23 protein-coding genes are annotated in these 25,160 nt (G+C 51.6%); 9 read left to right on the top strand and 14 right to left on the bottom strand.

The window, feature by feature from the left end:
* Nucleotides 1–160 precede the first annotated feature (160 nt).
* Nucleotides 161–1,537 carry a sensor domain-containing diguanylate cyclase gene (locus tag D6C13_RS08680; RefSeq protein ID WP_167458004.1) on the top strand — a complete coding sequence of 459 codons (1,377 nt, stop codon included), beginning with the start codon at nucleotides 161–163 and terminating at the stop codon, nucleotides 1,535–1,537.
* 60 nt (nucleotides 1,538–1,597) lie between these two features.
* Here the strand turns inward: D6C13_RS08680 and D6C13_RS08675 are convergent, their stop codons facing one another.
* The 4 genes from D6C13_RS08675 to D6C13_RS08660 all read right to left on the bottom strand — a co-directional run bounded on the left by D6C13_RS08675 (nucleotide 1,598) and on the right by D6C13_RS08660 (nucleotide 6,986).
* Nucleotides 1,598–2,869 (bottom strand): c-type cytochrome, encoded by a 1,272-nt coding sequence (locus D6C13_RS08675; RefSeq protein ID WP_425272704.1) that lies wholly within the window; start codon nucleotides 2,867–2,869, stop codon nucleotides 1,598–1,600.
* Between the two features lie 15 nt (nucleotides 2,870–2,884).
* Nucleotides 2,885–4,654, bottom strand: coding sequence for a GMC family oxidoreductase (locus D6C13_RS08670; protein WP_120132379.1), 1,770 nt, complete (start codon nucleotides 4,652–4,654; stop codon nucleotides 2,885–2,887).
* 44 nt (nucleotides 4,655–4,698) lie between these two features.
* Nucleotides 4,699–5,424: a gluconate 2-dehydrogenase subunit 3 family protein gene (locus D6C13_RS08665; RefSeq protein WP_120132378.1), complete on the bottom strand. Its 726-nt coding sequence runs from the start codon at nucleotides 5,422–5,424 to the stop codon at nucleotides 4,699–4,701.
* Between the two features lie 527 nt (nucleotides 5,425–5,951).
* Nucleotides 5,952–6,986, bottom strand: coding sequence for a LacI family DNA-binding transcriptional regulator (locus D6C13_RS08660; RefSeq protein WP_120132377.1), 1,035 nt, complete (start codon nucleotides 6,984–6,986; stop codon nucleotides 5,952–5,954).
* A gap of 348 nt (nucleotides 6,987–7,334) precedes the next feature.
* On the opposite strand from D6C13_RS08660, the gene D6C13_RS08655 reads away from it, so the two are divergent.
* From D6C13_RS08655 to chbG, 6 genes are all read left to right on the top strand, one after another.
* Nucleotides 7,335–7,655, top strand: coding sequence for a PTS sugar transporter subunit IIB (locus tag D6C13_RS08655; protein ID WP_120132376.1), 321 nt, complete (start codon nucleotides 7,335–7,337; stop codon nucleotides 7,653–7,655).
* Nucleotides 7,656–7,780: 125 nt separating this feature from the next.
* Complete coding sequence (chbC, locus tag D6C13_RS08650; RefSeq protein WP_112289611.1) at nucleotides 7,781–9,139, top strand: PTS N,N'-diacetylchitobiose transporter subunit IIC; 1,359 nt, start codon at nucleotides 7,781–7,783, stop codon at nucleotides 9,137–9,139.
* Nucleotides 9,140–9,203: 64 nt separating this feature from the next.
* A complete protein-coding gene (gene chbA / locus D6C13_RS08645) occupies nucleotides 9,204–9,551 on the top strand; it encodes a PTS N,N'-diacetylchitobiose transporter subunit IIA (protein ID WP_120132375.1) in 348 nt (115 codons plus the stop codon).
* Between the two features lie 11 nt (nucleotides 9,552–9,562).
* Nucleotides 9,563–10,402: a transcriptional regulator ChbR gene (gene chbR, locus D6C13_RS08640; RefSeq protein ID WP_120132374.1), complete on the top strand. Its 840-nt coding sequence runs from the start codon at nucleotides 9,563–9,565 to the stop codon at nucleotides 10,400–10,402.
* A 65-nt stretch (nucleotides 10,403–10,467) separates the two neighbouring features.
* Nucleotides 10,468–11,811 (top strand): 6-phospho-beta-glucosidase, encoded by a 1,344-nt coding sequence (locus D6C13_RS08635; protein ID WP_120132373.1) that lies wholly within the window; start codon nucleotides 10,468–10,470, stop codon nucleotides 11,809–11,811.
* A 44-nt stretch (nucleotides 11,812–11,855) separates the two neighbouring features.
* Nucleotides 11,856–12,614, top strand: coding sequence for a chitin disaccharide deacetylase (chbG, locus tag D6C13_RS08630; protein WP_120132372.1), 759 nt, complete (start codon nucleotides 11,856–11,858; stop codon nucleotides 12,612–12,614).
* 53 nt (nucleotides 12,615–12,667) lie between these two features.
* Here the strand turns inward: chbG and D6C13_RS08625 are convergent, their stop codons facing one another.
* The 7 genes from D6C13_RS08625 to D6C13_RS08595 all read right to left on the bottom strand — a co-directional run bounded on the left by D6C13_RS08625 (nucleotide 12,668) and on the right by D6C13_RS08595 (nucleotide 22,085).
* Nucleotides 12,668–13,573: a spermidine synthase gene (locus tag D6C13_RS08625; RefSeq protein ID WP_244212655.1), complete on the bottom strand. Its 906-nt coding sequence runs from the start codon at nucleotides 13,571–13,573 to the stop codon at nucleotides 12,668–12,670.
* A gap of 94 nt (nucleotides 13,574–13,667) precedes the next feature.
* Nucleotides 13,668–15,332, bottom strand: a complete 1,665-nt coding sequence (locus D6C13_RS08620) for a bifunctional aspartate transaminase/aspartate 4-decarboxylase (protein WP_120132371.1) — start codon at nucleotides 15,330–15,332, stop codon at nucleotides 13,668–13,670.
* 84 nt (nucleotides 15,333–15,416) lie between these two features.
* On the bottom strand, nucleotides 15,417–17,102 hold the full coding sequence (gene aspT, locus D6C13_RS08615; RefSeq protein ID WP_120132370.1) for an aspartate-alanine antiporter: 1,686 nt from the start codon (nucleotides 17,100–17,102) through the stop codon (nucleotides 15,417–15,419).
* 37 nt (nucleotides 17,103–17,139) lie between these two features.
* The gene (aspT, locus tag D6C13_RS08610; protein WP_120132369.1) at nucleotides 17,140–18,840 is read right to left on the bottom strand and encodes an aspartate-alanine antiporter; all 1,701 of its coding nucleotides are present in this window, start codon (nucleotides 18,838–18,840) and stop codon (nucleotides 17,140–17,142) included.
* A gap of 263 nt (nucleotides 18,841–19,103) precedes the next feature.
* Nucleotides 19,104–20,975: an amidohydrolase gene (locus D6C13_RS08605; RefSeq protein WP_120132368.1), complete on the bottom strand. Its 1,872-nt coding sequence runs from the start codon at nucleotides 20,973–20,975 to the stop codon at nucleotides 19,104–19,106.
* 14 nt (nucleotides 20,976–20,989) lie between these two features.
* A complete protein-coding gene (locus tag D6C13_RS08600; RefSeq protein ID WP_120132367.1) occupies nucleotides 20,990–21,550 on the bottom strand; it encodes an antibiotic biosynthesis monooxygenase in 561 nt (186 codons plus the stop codon).
* 118 nt (nucleotides 21,551–21,668) lie between these two features.
* Nucleotides 21,669–22,085 carry a winged helix-turn-helix transcriptional regulator gene (locus tag D6C13_RS08595; protein WP_120132366.1) on the bottom strand — a complete coding sequence of 139 codons (417 nt, stop codon included), beginning with the start codon at nucleotides 22,083–22,085 and terminating at the stop codon, nucleotides 21,669–21,671.
* 116 nt (nucleotides 22,086–22,201) lie between these two features.
* Between D6C13_RS08595 and D6C13_RS08590 the strand changes: the two genes are divergently transcribed.
* Nucleotides 22,202–23,059, top strand: coding sequence for an SDR family oxidoreductase (locus tag D6C13_RS08590; RefSeq protein ID WP_120132365.1), 858 nt, complete (start codon nucleotides 22,202–22,204; stop codon nucleotides 23,057–23,059).
* Nucleotides 23,060–23,128: 69 nt separating this feature from the next.
* Here the strand turns inward: D6C13_RS08590 and D6C13_RS08585 are convergent, their stop codons facing one another.
* Nucleotides 23,129–23,386 carry a biofilm/acid-resistance regulator YmgB/AriR gene (locus D6C13_RS08585; RefSeq protein WP_120132364.1) on the bottom strand — a complete coding sequence of 86 codons (258 nt, stop codon included), beginning with the start codon at nucleotides 23,384–23,386 and terminating at the stop codon, nucleotides 23,129–23,131.
* Nucleotides 23,387–23,917: 531 nt separating this feature from the next.
* On the opposite strand from D6C13_RS08585, the gene D6C13_RS08580 reads away from it, so the two are divergent.
* Entirely contained in the window at nucleotides 23,918–24,454 is a 537-nt protein-coding gene (locus tag D6C13_RS08580; RefSeq protein ID WP_120132363.1) for a P-loop NTPase family protein, read from the top strand.
* On the opposite strand, the gene idi is transcribed toward D6C13_RS08580, so the two are convergent.
* Nucleotides 24,407–24,940: an isopentenyl-diphosphate Delta-isomerase gene (gene idi / locus D6C13_RS08575; protein ID WP_120132362.1), complete on the bottom strand. Its 534-nt coding sequence runs from the start codon at nucleotides 24,938–24,940 to the stop codon at nucleotides 24,407–24,409. The two genes, D6C13_RS08580 and idi, sit on opposite strands and share 48 nt — an antisense overlap.
* Before the next feature lie 11 nt (nucleotides 24,941–24,951).
* Nucleotides 24,952–25,116, bottom strand: a complete 165-nt coding sequence (locus D6C13_RS25620; RefSeq protein WP_167458003.1) for a hypothetical protein — start codon at nucleotides 25,114–25,116, stop codon at nucleotides 24,952–24,954.
* Between the last annotated feature and the right edge of the window lie 44 nt (nucleotides 25,117–25,160).

Here is a 25,160-nt window from a genome sequence, read left to right as displayed (position 1 = left end):
TGATTTCAATTGTTTTTTTCTGTCTAAAATGATGGCGGTCAAAATACTGCGGTTTAATCAGAGGGATTACACTTTCGCCAAAGCTCATGATTTTTCAGTTTGTGATAATATCTTCCGCATGACGAAAAGGATTTATTCCCAACGGAGAGGGATGTCTGATATGAAGTTATTTGATGTTGAAGATAAGCGTAAGATGAATTTCATGGTGTTCTTCTTATATATTGTCGTGGTGCTGGTGCCTTTCTCGGTGATAACTCACCGGTATTATATGCGTGAGATCCCGTCTGCGGAATCTTTATACCCGGTCACGACGGCGATTTTATTTGTGCTCCATGCGCTTATTGCCTTCTTTATGCTGATGCAATACATGGCGAACAGAAAAAAGCTGTATATGGCTGTGCTGTCCTTTGCGTACTCCCTCTCAGCGTTGTATCTGGTCTGCAAACTGCTTTATTATCCGGGCGTTTTTATGGCGGGTTCAGTCATTGAGGGTAACCTGAATGATCTCTCCATTTACTGGATTTTCCGTAGTATCACCATGGCCGCCGTGTTTGTCCTGACTGCTTATCTCTACCGGCGCAGGGACAGCATTCAGCTCAACCACCGGCTGGTGCTGAGCATGATGCTGGTGGTAAGTTTGCTGCTGTTTGTCCTGACTTATATGCTCTCCAGTGAAAATTCGCTGATCGGACTGGATATTGTTTCTGCCGATGAGCGCAATTACAGCAAGCTCTGGTCAGGTAAAATTGGCTACATCGTTGCATTGTCCTGGGCGCTGGCGACGGTGCTGATTGCTTATGTGACCCGGCTTAAAAATACGTTCTGGTTGGCTATCGGGCTAAGTTGTATTTCCTATTTCGGCAATGTGGTGATATTGCACAGTAGCATCTATATCAATTCTTTTGCCTGGCGCAGCGCCCGATTTTTTGAAGTGTTATCCACGTTCTTTATTGTGACGGTTTTACTGTACGACATTTTTGTCGTTTATAAGAAAACGTTGAAAAAATACCGCGTGTCTTATGAGTCTTCAATTCGGGATCCTCTGACCAATTTGTATAACCGCCGCTATTATTATGATGCCATGAAGGGTTATTTTGATAATAAAAACACGGGCGGCGTTAATCTGGCCGTGCTGGTAGCCGATATTGATTATTTTAAACATTTCAATGATACCTACGGACATATCAAAGGTGACGAAGTCATTAAATATGTCGCGTATACGTTAGCCCGTTCTCTGCGTGATGAAGATATTCCATCCCGTATCGGTGGCGAAGAATTTTCCGCATTCGTGATCGGCGCCACCCAAGAGGAAGTCTGTGCCATCGCAGAACGTTTTCGCATTAACGTGTCTCAGCACGAAACCTCTGATTTTAGCGGAACGATCCCCGAACAGGTGACTATCAGCGTGGGCGTCTATTTTATGGTGGACGCAGATGAAACGGCGGAAGGTTGCGTGGCGAAAGCGGATGCTGCGATGTATCAGGCGAAGCAAAGTGGACGTAACTGCGTGGTAGTTTACCGTGAGCCATCTGCCTAAATTTTATCAGGCAAAAAAACGGCCTTCCGCGAGGAAAGCCGTTTGAGCCTGCAAGACTGATTACTTCGTCAGGGTTTTTCTGACTTCGCTGACGTCTTTGGCCGTTACCGCCGGTGCGTTGTTGCCCCAGCCCTGACGGATGAAGGTCGACAATTGCGCCGCTTCTTCGTCAGTCAGACGGTTTGCAAAGCCCGGCATCGCCAGTGTGGACGGTGCGCGTGCGGTGGACGGTTGCTGTGCGCCCGCGAGGATAGTGTGGATCAACCCGGTCGGGTCTTTCGCATTCACAATCGTTGCCTGATCCAGCTGCGGGAACACGCCCGGTGCGCCTTTGCCGGTCACAAAGTGGCAGGCTCCGCAGTTATCCAGATACAAACGCTCGCCTTCGCTGAGGTTTTTCGCCGCGGTCAGTTTGGCTTCGGTCGCGCTGGCTTTTTGCGTGTCCTCTGCCGGAACCGGCGGGTTGCCACCCAGGAATTTGATGTACGCCGCGATGGCTTTGAGGTCATCATCGGTCATGTGAGCGGTGCTGTTTTCCACCACAGACGTCATTTCACCGCCAACCGCCGCTTTATCATTACGTCCTTTGCCCAGATAGTCGACGATTTCTTGCTCATTCCAGTGCGCGACACCGCGCAGGGAAGGCACATCCCAGTTATTCAGGCTTCCGCCCGCCAGGAAATCAGAGTCGCTGCTGTCGAGTGCCTTTTCGTTCATGCCGAAGCCGCGCGGGGTATGGCAACTGCCGCAGTGCCCGAGACTTTCCACCAGATACGCGCCACGGTTTACCTGTTCAGAAGCACCACCGATTGGCCGGAAGGGCTTATCAGACGCAAACGCCCAGTTCCAGAAACGCATGCCCCAGCGCTGACTGAACGGGAAACTCAGATCCGTTTCCGGTGGCTGTTCCGCGCTCGGTTTTACGCCCTGCATAAAGTAAACGTAGAGCGCGTGCATATCTTCATCGTTAATTTTGGCGTAATCCGGATAAGGCATCGCCGGATACAAACGGGTACCGTCCGGCAGAACGCCTTTACGTACTGCATCCGAGAACTGCGCTTCGGTATAACCGCCAATGCCGTGGTCTTTATCCGGCGTAATGTTGGTCGAATAAATGGTGCCCAGATTGGAGTTGATCGCCAGCCCGCCGGAGAACGATGGTTTGCCTGCGACGGTATGGCACGCGCCGCAGTCGCCGAGACGCGCCACATATTCGCCTTGTTTAATCAGCGCCGCGTTATCGGGCTGTGCACTGGAATCCGCCTGCGCATTCGCCATAAAACCCGCACCGAGCAGCAAGGCGTTAGCGATAAATAAACTTTTGAGTTTCATCGTGTTCATCTCCGCTTATGCCTGAACCAGTGGACCAGGGTTTTTCAGGTACTGATCTTTAATCGCCTGCGCCGCCATCAGGGTGATCGCGCCGATGGTGTCCGTCGGGTTGGCCTGGAAGTTTTGCGGGAAGGCGTTTCCACCCGGCACAAAGACGTTATGCACATCCCAGCTTTGCAGGAACTTGTTCAGCGCCGAGGTTTTCGGGTTATCGCCCATCACTGCGCCGCCCACGTTGTGCGTGGAAACGTACTTGGTCAGGTCGAAGTGTGCGTCCATCGGCAGGAAGCTTTCGCTGTAGCTGTCCGGGTTCAGCTCTTTGGTGATGTTGCCGACGATGCCCTTCAGGTATTGCTGCAATTTGAGTTCGTTCTGTTTCCAGTCGAAAGTCATGCGCAGCAGCGGATAGCCATATTCATCTTTGTAGTTCGGATCAAGATCCAGATAAATGTCGCGATACGACTGGCAGGTGGTGGTAATGCTGATTTTCATCGAATGGCCGTACCATTCTTCCATCCCTTCTTTCCAGCCGGTGCCCCACGCAGGTGTGCCTTTTGGCAGCGAGGTGCTGATTGGCGTGCCGGTGGCCTGAGAACTGTGGATTTTCGCGCCGCCGATGAACCCTAAAGAAGGGCCATCAAAGTTGCCCGGAGAGATGTCGTTAAACATCTGGCCGGTGGCGCCCGCGGTGGCGAACGGGTTGAAGTTTTTGTCTTTGAAGAACAGCGTTGAGCCGCCGTTGCTCAGGAATGCATAGTTACGGCCAATCACGCCTTCTTCGGTGATTGGATTGTAAGGTTTGCCGATGCCGGACAGCAGCATCAGGCGCACGTTGCAGAACTGGAAGCTGCTCAGCACCACGATTTTCGCCGGCTGGAAGCATTCGTTGCCGTCTGCATCCATGTAGATCACGCCTTTGGCGGTTTTCTTATCATCGTGCAACTCGACTTTCAGCACATTGGCATGCACTTCATAAGAGAAGTTTTCCATGCGTTTCAGTGCGTCCATCACGGCGGTTTGCGGCGAGGCTTTCGAGTAGTTCAGGCACGGGTATTTACTGCAATAACCGCAGTAGTTACAAGGTGCGATCTGGTTCCCGTACGGGTTGGTCCACGCGCGGGACACGCAGGCGGAAGGGTTCGGGAACGGGTGATAGCCCATTTTTTTGGTGACTTCAGCAAACATGCTGCTGTTGAGCGTATCTTCCAGCGCTGGGAGCGGATACGGTTCGGAGCGCGGCCCTTCGAACGGGTCACCGCCTTCCATAATCTGACCGCGCAGGTTACCGGTTTTGCCGGACTGGCCACAGATATGCTCAAACTTGGTGTAATACGGCTCGATTTCATCCCAGGTGAACGGGAAATCCATGATCCGCATGTCTTCCTGCAAGATGCCCGGTTTGTAAGCTACGTCCGCGTAAGTTTTGAGTTTTAAATCAGTCGGCGTCGGGCGGATCAGAACAGCCGTCCAGTGCAGACCGGAACCGCCCACACCGGTACCCGGCGCAAATGCGCCCCATTTACGGGTCGGCAGGGCGGTTTCACTCATGTTGTAACGCACAGTGACAGCGGCTTCTGCCGGAGTCGCCATGACTTTGTTGCGCACCGCGTAGGCGTATTCGTCCGCCGGTTTCGGGTATGCAAATTCTTCGTATCCGCGATCGCCGCCGCGTTCGAGTGCCCGAACGGTCAGGCCTGCCATTGCCAGCTCGATACTCATCAGCGAGCCAGCCCAGCCGAGGCCGACGACAACGACGTCGACTTCTGGTTTCGTTACTTTTGCCATCTTAAATCCTGTCAGTCATCAGAAAAGGGGATAGAGCGGGGCACTCAGGCGCGCGCGCCTTGCAGGCTCACAGGCCCCAGCGGATACGGGACGTTGTGCTGCTTAACCCACTCGGTAAAACTGGCGCGTGCGCCGGGGAATCCGATGGCGATCCACGCCTTCATCCCTTTGTTTCCGCCGTAGATCGGATCCGCCAGATAACCGTGTTTGGTATCTGAAAGCAGTTCGCTGAAGAATTGCGAAGCGACAAGATTTTCCTCGCCTGCATCCGCAAACCTGATGCCGTTTTTCTGAAGCTGCGTCAGCACGTTGTCTTTGTCCTGATCGTTAAGTTCATGAAAGGCTTTCTGATGATTTTGCTGACACCAGCTGTTCGCGATGCGAATGCCGGTTTTATAGATTTGCTGCGGACGGAACGGGATCTGATATCCCATCGTGGCAGGAGCATGTACGTTGAACGGGCCCTGCATGTAAATTTCTTCACCAAAATCGCCATGCATCTGCTGATCGATAAAAATCGGCACGTTGGTTTCCAGCGCGCCCGGCGCTTTGCCTTTGCCGCCAGCGGGGATCAGACGGTCAGCAGCGGCCATAATAAATTGCCACTCATCGGCGCTGAAAAAGATCGGTTTATAATCGAGTAAATCCGGGGCCGCCATTTCCGCAGCTTGTGCCGCTGACAGTCCTTTCATCATGATGGTGCCGACAGGCAAAGCCATCAGCGACCCAAGTAAAAACTTGCGACGGGTAGTTTTTTTTTGAAGGAGCATACAATTACGACTCTCACATGCCTGATGTTAAGTTTGGGTTAATTATTATTATTTTTGGGTACAAATTTATAATATCACCGCTACATCCAAAATAAATGAATAAATTCCATGGCAACTGTGAGGTGGTCAATATTTCGATGTGTTTTACAGTTCGAATTTGATTTAAAGATCATCTATAACAGTGAGTTATGAAGTGGATGTATTTTGATGGGCGAGAGGGTGAATAGCATCATTTATCTAAGGATTCTTTATCACTTCATTGGCTGAATTTAGATCAATATAATTGCGTACGGAAAGTTTGTGTTATTTGTTGTTATGAATGTTAGCTAACATTTTTAACAAATAAGAATTGATTTCAATTGCGGCTTATTTATGCGGGGAAAAATATAAAGTTGAATTTATTACGCGGACAACTCACTCCCCTGCGAAGGAGAGGGTTGGGGTGGGGTATTAAAGTCAAAAGTTAGTGCTGAAGTGTGCAGGGCTTGGGTATAGGTGTGGTCTGCTAAACACGAAGCTAAAAAACCCTAAGCCGACTCCCGAATCACCAGCCGGTACCCCATGTCGACAATCGGCTCTGCAACCGCGATACCTTCGATTTTATCGGCCAGCATATCTGCCGCGCGGATACCTAAATCCCATTTATCGACGCTGACGGTGGTGATGGCGGGGCGGTTGTGTGCGGCAAAATTCAGGTCCGCGAAACCGATTACCGAGAAATCATCGGGGACACGTAAACCCTGTGCCTCGGCTTCCATAATGGCGCCTTGTGCCAGGGTGTCGGAGCTGCAAATGATGGCGTCGAAGTGGTGACCGCTGTCGAGCAGCTGGCGCAGTGCATGGCGTCCGACTTCCATATTTGCCGGACGGGAGACAATCACTTCTTTAATATCGTGCTCAGGAATGGTCCGCAATACGCTGATCGCGCCGTTTTTACGCACCATCGCGCGGCGATCCGAGGCGCAGATAAAGCCAAAGTTCGTAAATCCCCTGGTAGCGAAGTATTCACCGATAGCGTTGCCGACTTTTTCGTGCGAGAAGCCAATCAGCATATCAATCGGTGTCGGCGTCAGATCCCAAATCTCCACCACCGGGATATTGGCGTTCAGGATGATTCTTTTCAGTTCTGACGTGTGATGAATGCCGGTCAGCACAATGCCATCCGGACGGCGGGAAAGCAGCGTGGAGACAATGTCGGTTTCGTCTTCCGGCTCGTAGCCGACTATGCAAAGCAGCATGTGATAACCGCGTACCGCCAGCTGATCGCTGATCGCCTGCACCGTATCGACAAACATATTGTTGTTTATTTGCGGCACGACGACGGCAATGAGTTTGGTGCGGCTGGTCGCCAGTCCACCGGCCAGCATATTGGGGATGTATCCGGTGCTGTTGACCGCTTCCATCACGCGGGCAATGGTCGCAGGGCGGACAACTTTGGGATTGTTTAAGGCGCGGCTGACCGTCATCGGAGAAAGTCCGGCGGCCTGAGCGACATCTTCGAGCGTAGCCGTACGGGAACGGCCTTTTTGAGATTTTATAATATTATTCAAAACGTTGGTCACTAATATCCGGGTGTCATAACGAGAATGTTTGCGCAAACATTCTCAGTTTCTCATAACAGAACAGGCTTAGGTAGGGTTAAAGGTTAATTTGTTGTTGCGTTAAGGTTTGCTGCAATCTTATTTATTCCCGCGAATTATTTACCCAAAACGTGAAGGGAGTCATAGGTCTTGGTCAAGGAGAGACAATTTTGGTTAGTTAAGAATTATCCCCTGTTAAAGTGTTGCCGTATACTCAACTCAAGCAGAGACAATGGCTCACTTTCATTGATTGGCTTTGGAAGCTTTCCTGCTGGTTTATCAGGAATCGTTGTCTGAGCGGTAATTTATCCGGGATATGAGGGTTTCATCATGGAAAAGAAAGTCATTTATTTGTTTTGCTCCGCCGGAATGTCCACCTCGTTGCTGGTTTCGAAAATGAAAATCCAGGCCGAGAAATACGAAGTACCGGTCATTATCGAAGCATTTCCTGAAACACTGGCTGCCGAAAAAGGCTCTGCCGCAGATGTGGTTTTACTCGGGCCGCAAATTGCCTACATGCTCGACGAAATCAAAAAGGTATTACCGGGCAAGCCGGTTGAAGTGATCGATTCTGCTCTGTACGGCAAAATTGATGGATTGGGTGTACTGAAAGCAGCAGTTGCTGCGATCAAAAAAGCAGCAGCGCAGTAATCTTATTTTTCCTTATTTTTAAATTGAACGTCTTTATATTGAATTTTTTAAGTCAAAGAGAACTCCAGTCAAAGAGCGAATTTCATACCCTGGCCGCCGGATGGCGGCATTAAAGGAAAATACCAATGAGCAAAGCCATTGATTCACTTGAAAAGATACTTCTTCCTTTTGCCGTCAAAATAGGTAAGCAGCCGCATATTAATGCCATTAAAAATGGCTTTATTAAACTGATGCCACTGACCCTGGCTGGCGCCATGTTCGTATTAATTAATAACGTATTTCTGAACTTCGGTGCCGGTTCCTTCTTTTATTCTTTAGGTGTCCGTTTAGATCCCTCAACTATTGAAACACTGGCCGGTTTAAAAACAATCGGGATTAATGTTTACAATGGTACGTTAGGTATTATGTCGCTGATGGCGCCCTTCTTTATCGGGATGGCATTAGCGGAAGAGCGCAAAGTCGATTCTCTTTCCGCAGGCTTATTAGCCGTCGCCGCATTTATGACTGTCACTCCCTATAGCGTGGGTGAAGCCTATGCGGTCGGTGCTAACTGGTTAGGCGGCGCAAATATTATATCCGGCATGATTATTGGTCTGGTAGTCGCCGAAATGTTTACCTTTGTTATTCGCCGGAACTGGGTGATTACGTTACCCGCCAGCGTACCGACGTCGGTTTCCCGTTCATTTTCCGCATTAATTCCGGGCTTTATTATTCTGTTCTTCTTCGGGGTAATTTCCTGGTTGCTGGGACTGTACGGTCATAACTTCCACCAGATTATTATGGATTCTATTTCCAAACCTCTGGCGGCAATGGGCAGCGTAGTGGGCTGGGCGTATGTGATTTTCAACTCCCTGCTGTGGTTCTTCGGTGTGCATGGTTCACTGGCTCTGACCGCGCTGGACAATGGCATCATGACGCCGTGGGCACTGGAAAACATCGCGTTGTATACCGAATACGGCTCTGTCAGTGCGGCGATTGACGCCGGTAAAACCTTCCACTTCTGGGCCAAACCGATGCTGGATTCCTACATCCTGCTGGGCGGTTCCGGGGCGACGCTGGGTCTGATTATTGCCATCTTTATCGCATCACGCCGTGCAGATCACCGCCAGGTGGCCAAGCTGGCACTGCCTTCCGGCATCTTCCAGATTAACGAGCCTATCCTGTTCGGTCTGCCGATTATCATGAACCCGGTGATGTTTATTCCGTTCGTACTGGTTCAGCCGATACTGGCCGCGATTACGCTGGCGGCCTACAGCATGGGGATTATTCCACCGGTGACGAACCTTGCGCCGTGGACTATGCCGACCGGTCTGGGTGCATTCTTTAACAGTAACGGCAGCATCGCCGCCTTGTTAGTCGCGCTGTTCAACCTCGGCATCGCCACATTGGTTTATATGCCTTTCGTTATCTTGTCGAACAAAGCGCAGGCGATCATCGAGGAAGAAGAAAGCGAAGAAGACATTGCCGCAGCACTGAAATTTTAATCTGTACGGAAGGCGGGAAGCACTATCTTCCCGCCACTATCCGGCAAATCACGGAGAGATAAAAATGATGGATTTAGACAGCATTGTTGATACCGAAAGCGAAATGCAGGATCTTGAAGAAGTGGTGATGGGATTAATCATTAACTCCGGACAAGCCCGCAGCCTGGCGTATTCAGCGCTGAAAAAAGCCAAAGAAGGTGATTTTGATCAGGCGCGTGCAGTTATGGCGCAATCGAGGATGGCGCTGAACGAAGCGCATCTGATACAGACCAAACTGATTGAAGAAGATCAGGGCGAAGGTAAAACCAAAGTCAGCCTGGTGCTGGTTCACGCGCAGGATCACCTGATGACTTCCATGCTGGCACGGGAACTGATTGCAGAACTCATTGAGCTTCATGAGAAAATAAAATAACGTAGGGATTCATGATGCAGCCATCGGTACTGAGTATGGAAATTAAGACAGCGCGCGAAAATCAACTCTTCGACGGTCAGAATTTCCACATGTTTATCTACAACAAGGTAGAAAGCATCTCCGGGCTGCATGAGCACGACTACTACGAGTTCACCATTGTCCTGACCGGCAGGTATTTCCAAAACGTCAACGGTAAGCGGGTTTTGTTAGAACGTGGCGATTTCGTTTTCATCCCGTTAGGTTCTAATCATCAAAGTTTTTATGAATTTGGAGCTACCCGGATTTTAAATGTCGGGATCAGTAAGGCGTTTTTCGAACAGCATTATTCATCTTTATTGCCCGCCCGGTTTGTCGCCTCGCAGGTGTATCAAATAAAGACGGAGTTCCTGGCTTATATTGAGTCAGTCATTGCTTCACTGAATTTCCGTAACGGTGAATTCAATGAGTTTCTGGAAATGGTGACGTTTTATATTGTTAACCGGTTACGTCATCACCGGGAATCAGAAGTCACCCCTGATATTCCCGGCTGGCTGAAAGCGGCAATTGAAAAAATGCATGATAAAGCGCGGTTCGGTGATAAAGCATTATCTAATATGGTAGAGCTTTCCGGAAAATCGCAGGAATACCTGACCCGCGCGACGCATCGACATTACGGTAAAACGCCGATGCAGATTATTAATGAAATTCGCATTGATTTTGCCAAAAAACAGCTGGAGATCACTAACTACTCGGTCACGGATATTGCTTTTGAATCTGGTTACAGCAGCCCGAGTATGTTTATTAAAAACTTTAAAAAGCTGACTTCATTTACGCCAAACCATTACCGTAAGAAGTTATGCAGCATTAATTAATACCGGATCATTCATAAATATTTCTGTCTTAATTTGCAGTGCATGATTATTGCACGGGAGTTCCTATGAGTAAGAAACTGAAAGTCGTCACTATTGGTGGCGGGAGTAGTTATACCCCGGAATTACTGGAAGGCTTTATTAAACGCTATAACGAGCTGCCAATTACTGAATTATGGCTGGTGGATGTCGAAGGCGGAAAAGAGAAGCAGGATATTATCTTTAATCTCTGCCAGCGTATGGTAGAGCGCGCCGGTGTGCCGATTGTGATGCATAAAACGCTGAACCGCCGTGAGGCACTGGTGGACGCCGATTTCGTCACCACGCAGCTACGCGTTGGTCAGTTAAAAGCGCGTGAACTCGATGAACGTATTCCGCTGAGCCACGGTTATCTGGGGCAGGAAACCAACGGGGCGGGTGGCTTGTTTAAAGGGCTGCGCACCATTCCGGTCATTTTTGACATTATTAAAGATGTTGAAGAAATCTGTCCGGATGCCTGGGTGATCAACTTTACCAATCCGGCCGGTATGGTCACTGAGGCGGTATTCCGTCACACTAAATTCAAAAAATTCATCGGTGTCTGCAATATTCCTGTCGGCATGAAAATGTTCATTCAGGATGTGCTGAAACTGGGCCCGCAGGACGATTTGTCCATCGATCTCTTTGGCCTGAATCACATGGTGTTCATCAAAGATGTCATCGTGAACGGCGACTCGCGCTTTGCCGAACTCCTCGACGGCGTGGCTTCGGGTACGCTCACCGCCGGTTCGGTGAAAAATATCTTCGACCTGCCTTTCAGCGAAGGGCTGATCCGCTCGCTGAATCTGCTGCCATGTTCTTATCTGCTGTACTACTTCAAGCAGAAAGAGATGCTGGCAATTGAGATGGGTGAATTCTACAAAGGCGGCGCGCGTGCCACGGTGGTGCAGAAAGTCGAGAAACAGCTGTTCGACTTGTATAAAGATCCTGATCTGAACGTGAAGCCAAAAGAGCTGGAGCTGCGCGGCGGGGCGTATTATTCCGATGCAGCCTGCGAAGTGATCAGCGCGATTTACAACGATAAGCAAACCGAGCAGTACGTCAATTTCCCGCACCACGGACATATTGATAATATTCCGGCTGACTGGGCGGTGGAAATGACCTGCACCATCGGGCGTGACGGCGCGAAACCACATCCGCGCATCACGCACTTTGACGAAAAAGTGCTGGGACTTATCTATACCATCAAAGGTTTTGAGATTGCCGCGAGCAATGCGGCGCTGAGCGGTGAGCTCAATGATGTGCTGCTTGCGATGAACCTCAGCCCGCTGATCCATTCCGATAAAGATGCCGAAATACTGGCGCGTGAAATGTTGCTGGCACATGAAAAACTGCTGCCGAATTTTGAAAAAACCATTGCCGCGCTGAAATAACCCGCTGCCTTCCCGTAAGGGAAGGCGCTCCAACAGGGGTGTTTATGGATAAATTACTGATTGTGAATGCGGACGACTTCGGGCTTTGCAAAGCGCAAAACTACGGGATCATTGAGGCGTTTAATCACGGCGTGGTGAGATCCACCACCGCAATGATGAATGCGCAAAGTATCGAACATGCGGCCGCACTCAGCAAAGCCAGTGTGCAACTGGGCGTCGGGATGCATTTTGTTCTGACGTTAGGCCGTCCGCTTTCCCCCATGCCAAACCTGACCCGTGAAGGCGAGCTGGGCAAATGGATCTGGGAAAAGGCCGAGGCCGGAACCCTGCCGCTGGATGAAATCTCTCACGAACTGGAATGCCAGTTCGATCGTTTTATCGAGCTGTTTGGGAAAGCGCCGACTCATATCGACAGTCACCATCACGTGCATATGTTCGCGGAAATTTTCCCGATAGTGGAAGCGTTTGCGAAAGAAAAGGGCGTCCCGGTGCGTATTGACCGCGACGAAGTCCGCACGGGTGAAATTGCACTGTGCGGCGCGAAGAGTACTGATGGATTTGACAGCACGTTCTATGGCGATGCGATTTCAGAAGCGCTGTTTCTGCAAACGCTGGACAATGCAACGCAGCGCGGTGACCGCTCTGTGGAAATAATGACGCATCCTTCGTTTATCGATAACACCCTTCTGGCGAGCAAATATTGCTATCCGCGTCTGGCGGAACTGGATGTGTTGACGTCCGAAACCCTGCAATCCGCTATTAAAGAACGCGGATTCCGGCTGGGATCGTTTAGAGATTTATAAGTTATGCCCCTTTCCTGACGCATTGTCAGAGAAAGGGTTGCTCTTCGCGACGGCTAAGGAAAGAGCGGGGTAATGTTTTTTGACAGGTCGCCCGTTTCACCGCCAATCCCGAGACGGGACAGCAACAATTTCGCCTGCTCTCTTCTTTCGTTTATCGTGTGCTGATGCGGTTTCCTGGCGGCATATATGACGACATTTCCGCTCGGCACGCGGCAATAAAGTACCTCACCAAATACCGCCTGCAATGCGCTATGAAACGCACTTCCGGTTCTGGGCACTTCGTAATAATTCAGTACCAGCCAGCCCTCATCGCTTAATGTACTCAGACACAATCTCAGAAAAACTTCTGTTCCCTGACGGGGTTCCATTGAAAAGGCCGAATACAGGTCTGAGAAAATGAGGTCATACTGAGGTATAGATTCTCTGCGTAAATAATGTTCTGCGTCTTCAATGTAATAAGAGATTTTGTCCGATTCGGGTAACGTAAACCATTCACGTGCTACGGATAAAACACCCGATCTCAGCTCAACCACATCCACGACCCGTTGATCGTTAAGGGAATGAAGCGCGCGCAGTAATGCACCGCCGCCCAGCCCGAGCAGAAGTGCCGGGCGCCCGGAAGTGAAAGTGGTCGCCATCAGCATGGCTTTGGAATACTGATGAACAGGTAAGTTAACGTCTTTTTTGAGCATTTTACTCTGCTCATTAATGCCTTCAAAACGGAGTATCCGGTAATCTTCTGTGTCCGCGACAACAATGTCCCCGTACTCATCAGTCACTTGGCAGACGATGTCGCCCTGTGGCGGAATATAGAATTTGTTTGAAAAAACATCCTTATTTGTCATATGCAGACTCATTTCTTGAAAAGATAAGAGGAAGGGGATTTTACGGGCAATAGTAAAGAGGAGGAAAATATTTCGTCCAGAAATCTGCTCTTTACGGGAAAAGAATTTCGCCATGAAAGAGACTTGCGGAAAGTTTTGCGGTGAGAACTGGCAGCAGGTCAACCGAACCGCTGCCAGTGATGACAGTCTTATCGTTTACAAATAGAGTTTACGAAGGCTTTTTCTTCGCTTTAGGTTTTGCAGCGGCCACAACCTTCACGGCTTTAGCCGCAGGTGCCGGTTCTTTGGCATTGGTCGCGTCTATGAATTTCTCGTAATACTCACGAGATAACCTGCGTATCGCTTTACCGATATTGGCATAGTCATATTCATTGAGGTTTGCCAGGGACACGCGCCATGACGGATGCGGCGTACCAAACCCTTTGCCCGGCAGCAGGATAACGCCAGTTTCCTCGGCCAGACGGAACAGTGCCTGGTTGGGTTTGAGTCTTGCCATCATCCACTTCACAAAGTCGGCACCGTACATCTGGGTCGCCAGCTCTTCCATGTCCAGCAGGTGATAGTAGCGTACCGAGTTTTCGTCCTGAGGCATTGGCAGCCCCAACTCGCGATACAGCGCCTCCTGGCGGCGCAACACAATACGCTTCATTTCAGCTTTGTAGGCGCCCGGCTCATCCATCAGACAGAAGAGCGAGAATAACGTCATCTGCGCCTGCACCGGGGTAGAAAGACCGGCGGTATGGTTCAGCGCAACGGTACGGCTGTCGGCGACCAGTCTGTCAATGAACTTGAGTTCGCGCGGTTCTGTGGTGATTGATGAGTAGCGATGATCCAGTTGTTTCTTCTTGGCCGCTGGCAACTTGGCAATAATATTATCGATAATATTGTCTTCATGGGTGGCGACGACCCCCATACGCCAGCCCGTGGCGCCAAAGTATTTGGAGAACGAGTAGACCAGAATGGTGTTGTATGGACAGATAGCAAACAACGACACAAAGTTATCAGCAAACGTCGCGTAAACGTCATCGGTGAGGATGATCAGGTCCGGACGTTTCTTCACGATTTCTGCAATGTAACGCAGAGTCGCATCATCGATTCTCACCGCTGGCGGGTTGCTCGGGTTCACCAGGAAGAATGCTTTGACTTTCGGATCCAGCAATTTGTCCAGCTCAGCGGTAGTGTATTGCCACTTATTGGATTGCGGGGCATCGATATGAATCGTCTTCAGGTTGTAATCGCTGAGTTCAGGGATCTCGATATACGGCGTAAAGATGGGCATCCCAAGGGCAATAGTGTCGCCCTCGTTGATCACGTGGTTAGCTTTCAGGCTGGCAAACAGGTAGGTCATCGCCGCCGTACCGCCTTCCAGCGCATACATATCGAACTTGCCGACGAACGGATAATTACCGACCATCTCATTGTGGATGTACTTACCGACAATGACTTCGGTCATTTTCAGCATGCGGTCTGGCACCGGATAGTTACAGCCCAGGATCGCTTCACACATCTCATAGATGAAATCACCGGCATTCAGCCCCATCTGATCACGTACGTATGAGACGGCAGCTTCGATAAAGCGCACACCGGGTGCGCTCTCGTGCTGCTTAGCGAAGAGTTCGAATCGCGCCTCAATGCCTTCACGTTTCGGGAATCCGCCGACATGATCCATATACATGTAAGAGCGTTCGGCTTCGGTCATCGCAAATAAGCCAAACTGGAAAAAACCATGGCGTGGGGTAGTTGCGAGGAAGTTGGGGTTCCCACGGCCTGCATTCAACATTAACTGATTGCTTTGGGCTGCCTGGTGCATCAGGGCATCTTTCAGTTCAAACGGGCTTAAGAGCGCCAGCTTTTCGGGGTCGTCAAAATTCATCTCACTACTCCTTGCTGTATCATTAAGAACGCAATTTGCCAGCCCGGTTTGCCCGGGACCGACGTTTCACAGAACAGTACTTCGTTATACAAACGCCACGACCAGCGGCCCCAGCAGAGTTAAAAACACGTTGGCCAGTGCATAGGTGATGGCAAACGGAACGGTGGGAACGGTGTTCTCTGCTTTATCCAGCACCTCACCAAATGCCGGGTTGGCGCTGCGTGTGCCGCTGAGCGCACCGGCAAAAATCGCGGTGTTGTTGTAGCGCAGCACATAGCGACCAAACAGCATGGTCAGAATCAACGGCAGGATGGTGACGACAACACCGATGATGAGGATTTTAAGCCCCTGACTTTCGACGGTTTGCACCGCCTGCAGGCCGGATGAAATACCGACCACCACCACGAATGCGGCCAGACCCAGGTCTTTGAGGATCTGAACGGCGCCTGAGGGCATGTAGCCAAAGGACTGACGACGGGAACGGAACCAGCCAAACAGCAGGCCGGATAACAACGCACCACCGCCGCTGCCCAGAGTCAGCGGAATAGAGCCAATTTTTGCGGTCAGCATGCCGACCAGCAGGCCGACAACCAGACCCGCACCCATATAAACGAAGTCTGTTTTGGCACTCGGGACAATGGCATGACCGGCTTGCTCCACGATGCGTTTCACATCATTTTCAGCACCGAATACCGTCACCACGTCACCGAGCATCAGCAGGGTTTCAGGTTCCAGTGGCAGCGCTTTGCCCTGACGGGAAATCTGTGACACGTAAACGCCGTGACGGACATCTTTCGCCACAGCCTCGCGGATATCGCCAAAGGTGCGTTTGTCGAGCGTCTTATTGGTGATGACCACATCCCGTTTCTGCATGGTCAGTTCCATGCCATCTTCTTCCTGAAGCTCTTTGCCAAGACGTCCGGCAACCGCCACGATTGCGGAACGACGTCCCACGACCAGTACGATATCGTCTGCCTGCAAGGGCATGTCCGGGGTCGGTTCCATGATTTGTTTGCCGCGTTTCACGCGTTCAATGGTCAGCGGGATTTCGGTGGCATGTTCAAGAACCTGCACGGTATCCGTTGTATTGGCAGGCAGTTTGAAAATACGGCCAACGAGATCCGGGGCAGCCGCTTCCTGACCCGGCCCGTAAACGCGAACACCGGTCTGCAGGGCGTTTTCAGCCTTAAGCGCATCTTCTTTGATGGTGCGGCCCATGAATTTCGGCAGAAGGTTCACACACACCAGGATCGCGCCGAATGACCCGAAGACATACGTGACAGCGTAACCAATCGCCACATTGCCTTGCAGTCGCGTAACCTCAGCGGGGGCCAGCCCGAGTTTGGCAATCGCATCACCCGCAGTACCGATGATTGCAGATTGCGTCAGCGCACCGGCGGCAACGCCTGCGGCCAGACCCTTGTCCAGATCAAACCATTTCGCGAGCACCACCACGGTGAGCAAACCGGTGATAGCCAGCACTGCCGCCAGAATGATCTCTTTGATAGATTGTTTGCCCAAAGAACGGAAGAAATCCGGTCCGCTCTCATAACCCACGGCGTAGATAAACAGGGCGAACATGACGGATTTCACCCCGTTATCTATTTCGACGCCGACCTGACTGACTAAGACGGCCACCAGCAGCGAGCCCGCGACGCCACCCAGTTGGAACTTACCAAACTTGATTTTGCCAATGTAATAACCCGCCGCGATGGAGAAAAACAACGCGATCTCGGGGGATTTCTGGAACAATTCGTGTAACCAGTTCATGTGTGTACCTCAGTTACAGGGATAAAAAAATGAACGACTAAAGAGGCTGAAGCGAACTGGCCAGCCCTACAATCAACGGCCCCATCAGAGGCAGCACAACGTTGGAAATCGCGTAAGTAATGGTGTAACCCAGCAGCGGAGTGGAATTTCCACACGCATTCTGTATGGCGCTCAGGGCAGGCGTGCTGCACTGTTGTCCGGCAATCGCACCCAGCAATACAGGCGCGCGGAGCTTAAGCCAAAAATGGCCGACGACCAGTGAGACGGACGCCGGGATAATCGCGATAGCCACGCCAAGCAACGGCAGCGTGATGCCATATTGCATAATGAGGGAGAGCGCCTGAGGGCCGGAGGACAAGCCGACACCGGCAATGAATCCGGCGAGGCCAAGATCTTTAAGCAGCGTCAGGGCATCGGCATTGACCGAATGCAGATCGGCGCGGCGGGCGTGATACCAGCCCATCACTAATCCGACGATCAGCACGCCACCGCCGGTGCCTGCCGAGAAATCAATGCCGCCAATGTTCAGTTTGAAGCTGCCGAGCCACGTCCCCAGCGCAATCACCAGTCCGACAATCGCCAGATTGCTGGCCAGCTTATCGGGCATCATTTTGCCGATTTTGCTGAGTACCGGCGCAGCCATTGGGGCACGACCCGGATTGGTATCATAAATTTGCAGCACGTCGTGAACTTGCAGACGGGTAGCGGGAAGCGCGGGCAACATCGCGTCACCCCGCAGAACCGCAGCCACATGCACACCGGTCGGCAACTCCAGGTCACGCAGTTCACGGTTGGCCATTGTGGGTTCGAGCAGGATCACATGGTAAGTGTCGAGCGCAGCGGTCAGCGAGTTGGTATCGGCCACTTCGCTGCCCAGAATTCTGGCCATTTCAATGACCGTTCCGCGATATCCCACCAGCAGGACCTGATCATTCCTGCGAAGTCTGAGGGAAGGGGAAAGTGCCAGCGTGCGGCCATGACGCTGTACGCGCACGATACTGCTTCCCTGTTCCAGCCTCTGCTGGAGGTCGGCGACCGTTTTACCGGCTCCCGCTTCAAGCCGGTAAACGCGGCCTACCACGGTAGGCAATGCGGAGATACCCTCTGTATCGATCTGCCCACCCATTTCCACCCAAAGTTTTTCGGCGTCCACGCGCAGATTAGTGCGTAAAAGCAGGGGGAAAATCTGACTGGTGACGATCACGATGGTGATAAGACCGCAGATGTAGGTAATGGAATAGGCGGTAACCACGTTGCCTTGCAGGCGAATGATTTCGCTGGCAGGGAGATCAAGGCGGGAAATTGCATCGGTTGCGGTACCGACCACCGCAGATTCCGTCGCCGCTCCGGCCATCATACCCGCAGCCGTACCCGGATCCAGATGCATGACGACGGTGGCGGTGAGAACCAGACCGAGCACCACCACGACCTCAATCAGACAAAACAGGCCTAACTGGATATTTTTGGCGTTCAGATTGGCGAAGAATTGCGGACCGCCGCTGTAACCCAGTGCAAAGATGAACAGCATGAAGAAGATGTTTTTGATGTCGGCATCGACGGGAATATTCAACTGACCAATTAATAATGCGGCGATCAACGTTCCGCACACGCCGCCGAGCTGGATCGGCCCGAGACGAATTTGCCCGATGGCATAGCCCAATGTTAATGCCAGAAAAATGGCAAGACCGGGCACTGTTTGTAACGTCTGTGTTATGAAGCTGATCAGAGTGCCAGACATGGAAAATCCCTGGGTGAGGAGTTGATCCAGACTGAAGAAGGCGACGGAATCTTCAGGTCATGAAGTTGTTAATAAAATGTTTTCTTATGGTGTCTTAACGAAATATAGCAGAGGTCTGGGTAATAGAAAGAAATTCGCTAAATCAAATCAAAAGAATGAAATAGGCTTAATTAATGAGGGGGAACGTTGAAGGAGTTTGCAGTGATTTTTGAAGCGCCCGACGTGATATCGGGCGCTTTTTTAAGCCAGCCAGTCAGTGATGATCAGAACGAGAAACACGAACATCCCAGTGCGCCCCAGAAGGCGTTGTCGTTGGAAACCGGAACGTCGGATCCACGGGCAATGTCATGGCTGTGTTTATGCACGCCACAAGGACCGGCGCACTGATGTGCCTGACGAACCAGCCCGACGCGCGCCGTACCTTCTGGGGGAGCGGATCGGTAATGGCCCGGCACTTTTGTGACCGGCGACCAGTCTGGCAAGACCGGGATCGCTGGCGGGGCGAGCGGGGAGAAACTGCCTGCCGCATAAACCACTTTGCCATCCACCACGGTCATTACGGATTCGATACCTTTAATCCGCTCCTCCTGCACGCTGAAGAAATCTTCTGAAAGCACTGCCAGATCCGCCAGTTGTCCGGCTTTAATCTGACCTTTTTTACCCTGTTCACTGGAGAACCAGGAGCTGCCCTGCGTCCACAGCATCAGTGCGGTTTCGCGGTCGATTCGCGCATCGTCATCGTACATCGCCATGCCGCCGACGGTGCGACCGGACACCAGCCAGTATAGTGCCGTCCACGGGTTATAGCTGGCCACGCGTGTGGCGTCGGTGCCCAGCCCGACCGGTAAACCGGCGGAAAGCATTTTCGCCACCGGCGGCGTGTGTTTGGTCGCTTCGATGCCGTAACGATCCGCGAAGTATTCCCCCTGGAACGCCATGCGATGCTGAACCGCAATGCCACCGCCCAATGCTTTCATACGTTCGATATTGCGCTCAGTGATGGTTTCCGCATGGTCGAAGAACCAGTGCAGCCCGTTGAAAGGAATATCGCTGTTCACTTTTTCGAAGACATCGAGCATCCGGCTGATCGACTCGTCGTAGGTGGCGTGCAGGCGGAAAGGCCAGCGGTGCTCCACCAGATGACGCACCACGCGTTCCAGTTCGACTTCGGTGCCCGGCGGTAAATCCGGGCGCGGTTGCAGGAAGTCTTCGAAGTCAGCGGCAGAAAACACCAGCATTTCCCCTGCGCCATTGTGGCGGTAGAAATCGGTGCCTTGCCCCGGTTTCAGCATATCGGTCCACAGTTCGAAATCTTCCAGCTCATGCTGTGGCCGCTGGGTAAACAGGTTGTAGGCGATGCGCACGGTCAGCTGATTTTTCTGATGAAGCTCATCAATAATCTGATAATCCTCAGGATAATTCTGGAAGCCGCCGCCCGCATCAATCGCGCTGGTCAGCCCGAGGCGGTTCAGCTCGCGCATAAACTGGCGGGTGGAATTCACCTGCTGTTCCAGCGGCAGTTTCGGACCTTTTGCCAGCGTCGAATACAGGATCATCGCGTTCGGTTTGGCGATCAGCATGCCGGTCGGATTGCCGTTGCTGTCGCGCTGGATTTCCCCGCCCGGCGGATTCGGCGTGTCTTTGGTGTAACCGACCACCTTCAGCGCGGCGCGGTTAAGCAGGGCCCGGTCATAAAGATGCAGGATAAATACCGGTGTGTCCGGTGCGGCCTGATTGATTTCTTCCAGCGTCGGCATCCGGCGTTCGGCGAACTGGAATTCCGTCCAGCCGCCGACCACGCGCACCCATTGCGGGCTTGGCGTGCGCAGTGCCTGTTCTTTCAACATCCGCAAAGCGTCGGCCAGAGAAGGCACGCCTTCCCAGCGCAGTTCCAGGTTGTAGTTCAGTCCGCCGCGGATCAGGTGCAGGTGCGAATCATTCAGACCGGGAACCGCCGTGTGCCCGTGCAGATCTACCACCTGAGTGGACGCATCCGCGAACTGCATGACTTCGTTTTCAGTGCCAACGGTAAGAAACTTACCGTCTTTAATCGCCACCGAAGTAGCCAGTGGTTTCTCGCGGTCAACGGTGTGAAATTTGCCATTAATCAGGATCAGGGATGCAAAACTTGTCATTGGAAAAGCTCCTGTCAGTGCGCGTAAGTGCGCGTCAGCCATGAATGGAAAACTCGGGTAATGATTGGCATCCAGAGGAAAACCACCAGCGCAACGACAGAGGCATCATTGAGCAAATGGCCGCCTTCTGTGCCTTTGAGCTGCGGCAAAAACTGTCCCCAGAACCAGGGCACAATGTGAGTCGATGGGTAAATCACCAGCAAGGTCAGCAGATATTGCTTCCAGCGGGCAGGGGGACGGACGGTTGCGCTCGGCGGAGTAAACCAGAACTCAGCGCCGGGGCGCACTTCAGTGCTGTCATCCTGTAACAGCAGCGGGCTGACTTCTGCCACCAGCTGTTTACGTAATTCGGAGTTGTGCCAGGCGTTGAGATTTTCCAGCGTGTCGAAGCGCACCAGAATGGTGTACGGATCGCCGCTGCGGCTTGGACGGATGACATTGACGCCCAGATGTCCCGCAAATGTGCCCGCCTGCGGCATAATTTTGTTAAGCCAGGCTTCGTACTGCGCCTCACCGGCCGGGGCAATTTTGTGCGTAATGACGAGCGTAACGTGTTGATTGTGGGACTGGGACATACATCACCTCAGCTGATTAAAATAAAAGCATTTATCGAATCAATGAAATGATGTTAGTCGGCGGGTTGAATCAATGATAGGTGAGAATTTTTGCGTTCTTGTTAAGTTTTTTTGAGGGTTATGCTTCGCCGACAACACGCAGTTCGCGCTGCCTGAGAATGCGGTGCAAATTAAACTCCAGCCAGTCGGCCAGCCCGGCAACCTGGTCTTTAATCTCAAGCCCCAGAGGTGAGAGACTATACTCAACGTGCGGCGGAACCACCGGAAATGAATGCCGGTCAACAAAGCCATCTTCTTCTAAGGCCTGCAGCGTCTGCGCCAGCATTTTTTCGCTGATGCCGCCGACTTTGCGGCGCAGTTCGCTAAAGCGCAGCGTTTCGTCGCACAGGGCGATCAGGATCAGTAACCCCCAGCGGCTGGTGACGTGGCGCAGGATCTCGCGGGAAGGACAATTCGGATTGAGCACTTTCCCCTGACGGATTTGTTCGGACAGCGGCAGGGGTGACTCGAAGGAGTCTGACGGAATTATTTTCATACTTACCTTTTGGTGCGTACTTACGAAAAGTAAGTGTATCGCATAGGATGTCTTCACGGCGACACATTTCGCGTCCTTCGGAATAATTTTTATCTAAACCCTTCAGGAGAATCAACATGATCGCAGTTACCGGTGCTACCGGCCAGTTAGGCCGCCTTGTTATTGCCGCACTTCTGAAAAAAGTGCCCGCTAATCAGATTATTGCCGCAGTGCGCAGCCCTGAAAAAGCCAAAGATCTGGCGGATTTAGGCGTTCAGGTGCGTCAGGCGGATTACAGCCAGCCTGAGACGCTCGATTCAGCGTTTAAAGACGCAGAGAAACTGCTGCTGATTTCCTCAAGCGAAGTCGGCCAGCGCGAAGCGCAGCACAAAGCGGTGATTGCGGCGGCGAAACGTGCAGGCGTGAAACTGCTGGCGTACACCAGCCTGCTGCACGCGGATAAATCTCCGCTGGGTCTGGGCACAGAGCACCGTGCGACCGAAAAAGCGTTAAGCGAATCTGGTGTTCCTTTCGTATTGCTGCGTAACGGCTGGTATACCGAAAACTATGCCGCGAGCATTGCACCGGCACTGGCTCATAACGCTTTTATTGGCTCGGTCGGCGAAGGGCGGATTTCTTCTGCTGCGCGTCAGGATTACGCCGAAGCGGCTGCGGCTGTTCTGGTGCTCGATAATCAGGGTGGGAAAATCTACGAACTGGCAGGCGACGACGCTTATACGCTGGCTGAATTCTCGGCGGAAATTGCACGTCAGTCCGGCAAAAAGGTGGATTATGTTAACCTGCCGGAAGCGGAGTTTGCCAAAGCTTTACTGGGCGCTGGTTTACCTGAAGGTCTGGCGAATATGCTGGCAGATTCTGATGCGGGCGCAGAGAAAGGCGGTTTGTTTGATGATTCTCATACATTGAGCAAACTGATTGGTCGCCCGACAACGCCGGTAAAAGACGTGATTGCCGCGACGCTAAAATCGCTCTAGTTCTTAATACTTTTATCAAGCGATGTTCTCCGGCCTGTTAACATATTGCTTAACAGGCCGGCTATTTTCTTAAATCACATCATCCTGCGTGGAGAGCAGCACCAGCTCCAGTAAATTACGGCATCCCTGCTGGTTGCTGACGTTGGATTCCTGCTCAAGCTGTCGCAGCAGCCCTTCAATAATTGCTTTATTGCTCACCGGATAACGGTTGTTTAAGAGTCCTGAAACGATGGTGCCGAGGATCTCGACTTCGCTTAATGTTGGAGTTTCACGGGCTTTGAAATAATCACTGATTTCTGTAACAGTTTGTTTTGCTTCAATTTGCATGTAAACCTCCTTAAACTTTTCCGCGAATAAGTATTGCCGGAAAAGTGTCTGTAGCCAGTCAGAAAAGAGAATATTGTGAAGCCTTTCTTCACAATCACTGTCCCCGTTTCATCTCATGATTATTTTGCACAAAAATAAAATTCAGCCATAAAAAAACCTTTGGAAGAAGGGAAATCCAATTTTTTCTTCCAAAGGCCAGGCTGAAACTGCCCGTAAAAGACGGACTAATGATGAAGCAGGGGTGAAAGAAAGTTATACAATGATTGCAAATATGTACAGGTGTAAAAGCGAAAAATCCTAAATTATGTTGCTAGCAATAGCATGAAAAGCACTAAATGCTCATTTGTTTATGCTGCTAATACATTCACAGAATGAGTTAGTTCCGTCAGTTATGGTTAAGAAGGTGATTTATATGGCTGAGTCTCTTTCTCTGTACCTGTCTCTATACAACAGCACGCCTGTGCGGCAGAATAAGCGCCCTTTTTTTGTGCTATCTGGCGAATTCTGCAACAGCAGATCAGGAGTCTTGCGGTGAAAATTAACGTCATTGGCACCAGCGGCAGCGGCAAATCGACGCTGGCGCGCGGCATATCTGAGAAACTGAATATTCCCTACATTGAGCTGGATGCGCTGTTCTGGCGGGCTGACTGGCAGGGTACGACGGACGAAGTATTTTTTGCGCGGATTGAAGAAAAAATGGCGGTCAGCGACAGCTGGGTGATCGACGGCAATTACAAACGCTCGCAGCCCGTTAAATGGCGCAATATCGATCTGATCGTCTGGGTGGATTATTCGTTCGGGCGGACGCTATTTCAGGCGGTGAAACGGGCGGCAACGCGGGCGTGGGGCCGGCAGGAAATCTGGGCGGGAACCGGGAATTGCGAGACGTTTCGCAAAAGCTTTTTCAGTCGGGAGTCGATCATCCTGTGGACACTGAAAACTTACAGGAAAAACCGCCGCCAGTATGAGGCGCTACTCCTTGACCCCAGCTGGCAGCATGTCCGTTTTGTGCGACTACGCTCACCCCAGCAGACTCAGGTTTTTCTGCGTAATCTGACCGAGCTGTAACACCATCCACGGGCTGAAGGCCCACGGAGTAGTACGCACGCTACTCAGCAAATCTTCGGGTTTCACCCACTGAAAATCCATCACTTCGGATCCCCGCGGAGCCGGTGGCTGGCGCGTGAAAGCGGCAAAAATCGGGCAGAATTCGTTTTCGACAATGCCGGAAGCATCGGTGGCGTAATACTGAAATTCACCAATCAGCGAGGTGATATTTTCCACGGGTAAACCGAGTTCGTACTGGCTACGGCGCGAAACAGCCGCCTGCAAGGATTCACCTGGCAACGGATGCCCGCACACCGAATTTGTCCAGACTCCCGGCCACGCGACCTTGCTCAACGCGCGGCGCGTCAGCAGAATGTCGCCACGCTCGTTGCGGATGTAACAGGAAAAGGCCAGATGCAGCGGAGTATGCTCGGTGTGCACCAGCGCTTTATCCATAGTTCCCGCTGGCTGATTTTGTACATCCAGCAAAACGACTTCTTCAATCATAAAGACTCCCGTTACTCCCCGGCCATCAGCTTCAAAAGCCTGACCAGATGCTGCTGATCGTCAGGAGATAATCTTGCTAAAAACTCGGTATCCACGTGCTGGCATCGCGCGGTATGCTGCTGGAATACCTTACGCAATAAGTGAAGGGCTTCCTGTCTTAATTGTGTGCCCGTCATCAGTTTCTGCTGTTCTTATTGGTCTTGCGCTATTTTAGCAATCT

This window comes from Rahnella woolbedingensis, from assembly GCF_003602095.1.
GTDB classification, from domain to species: Bacteria; Pseudomonadota; Gammaproteobacteria; order Enterobacterales; family Enterobacteriaceae; genus Rahnella; species Rahnella woolbedingensis.
Note: the sequence above shows the minus strand (reverse complement) of the source record. Positions and strands in the feature narration are given on the sequence as shown.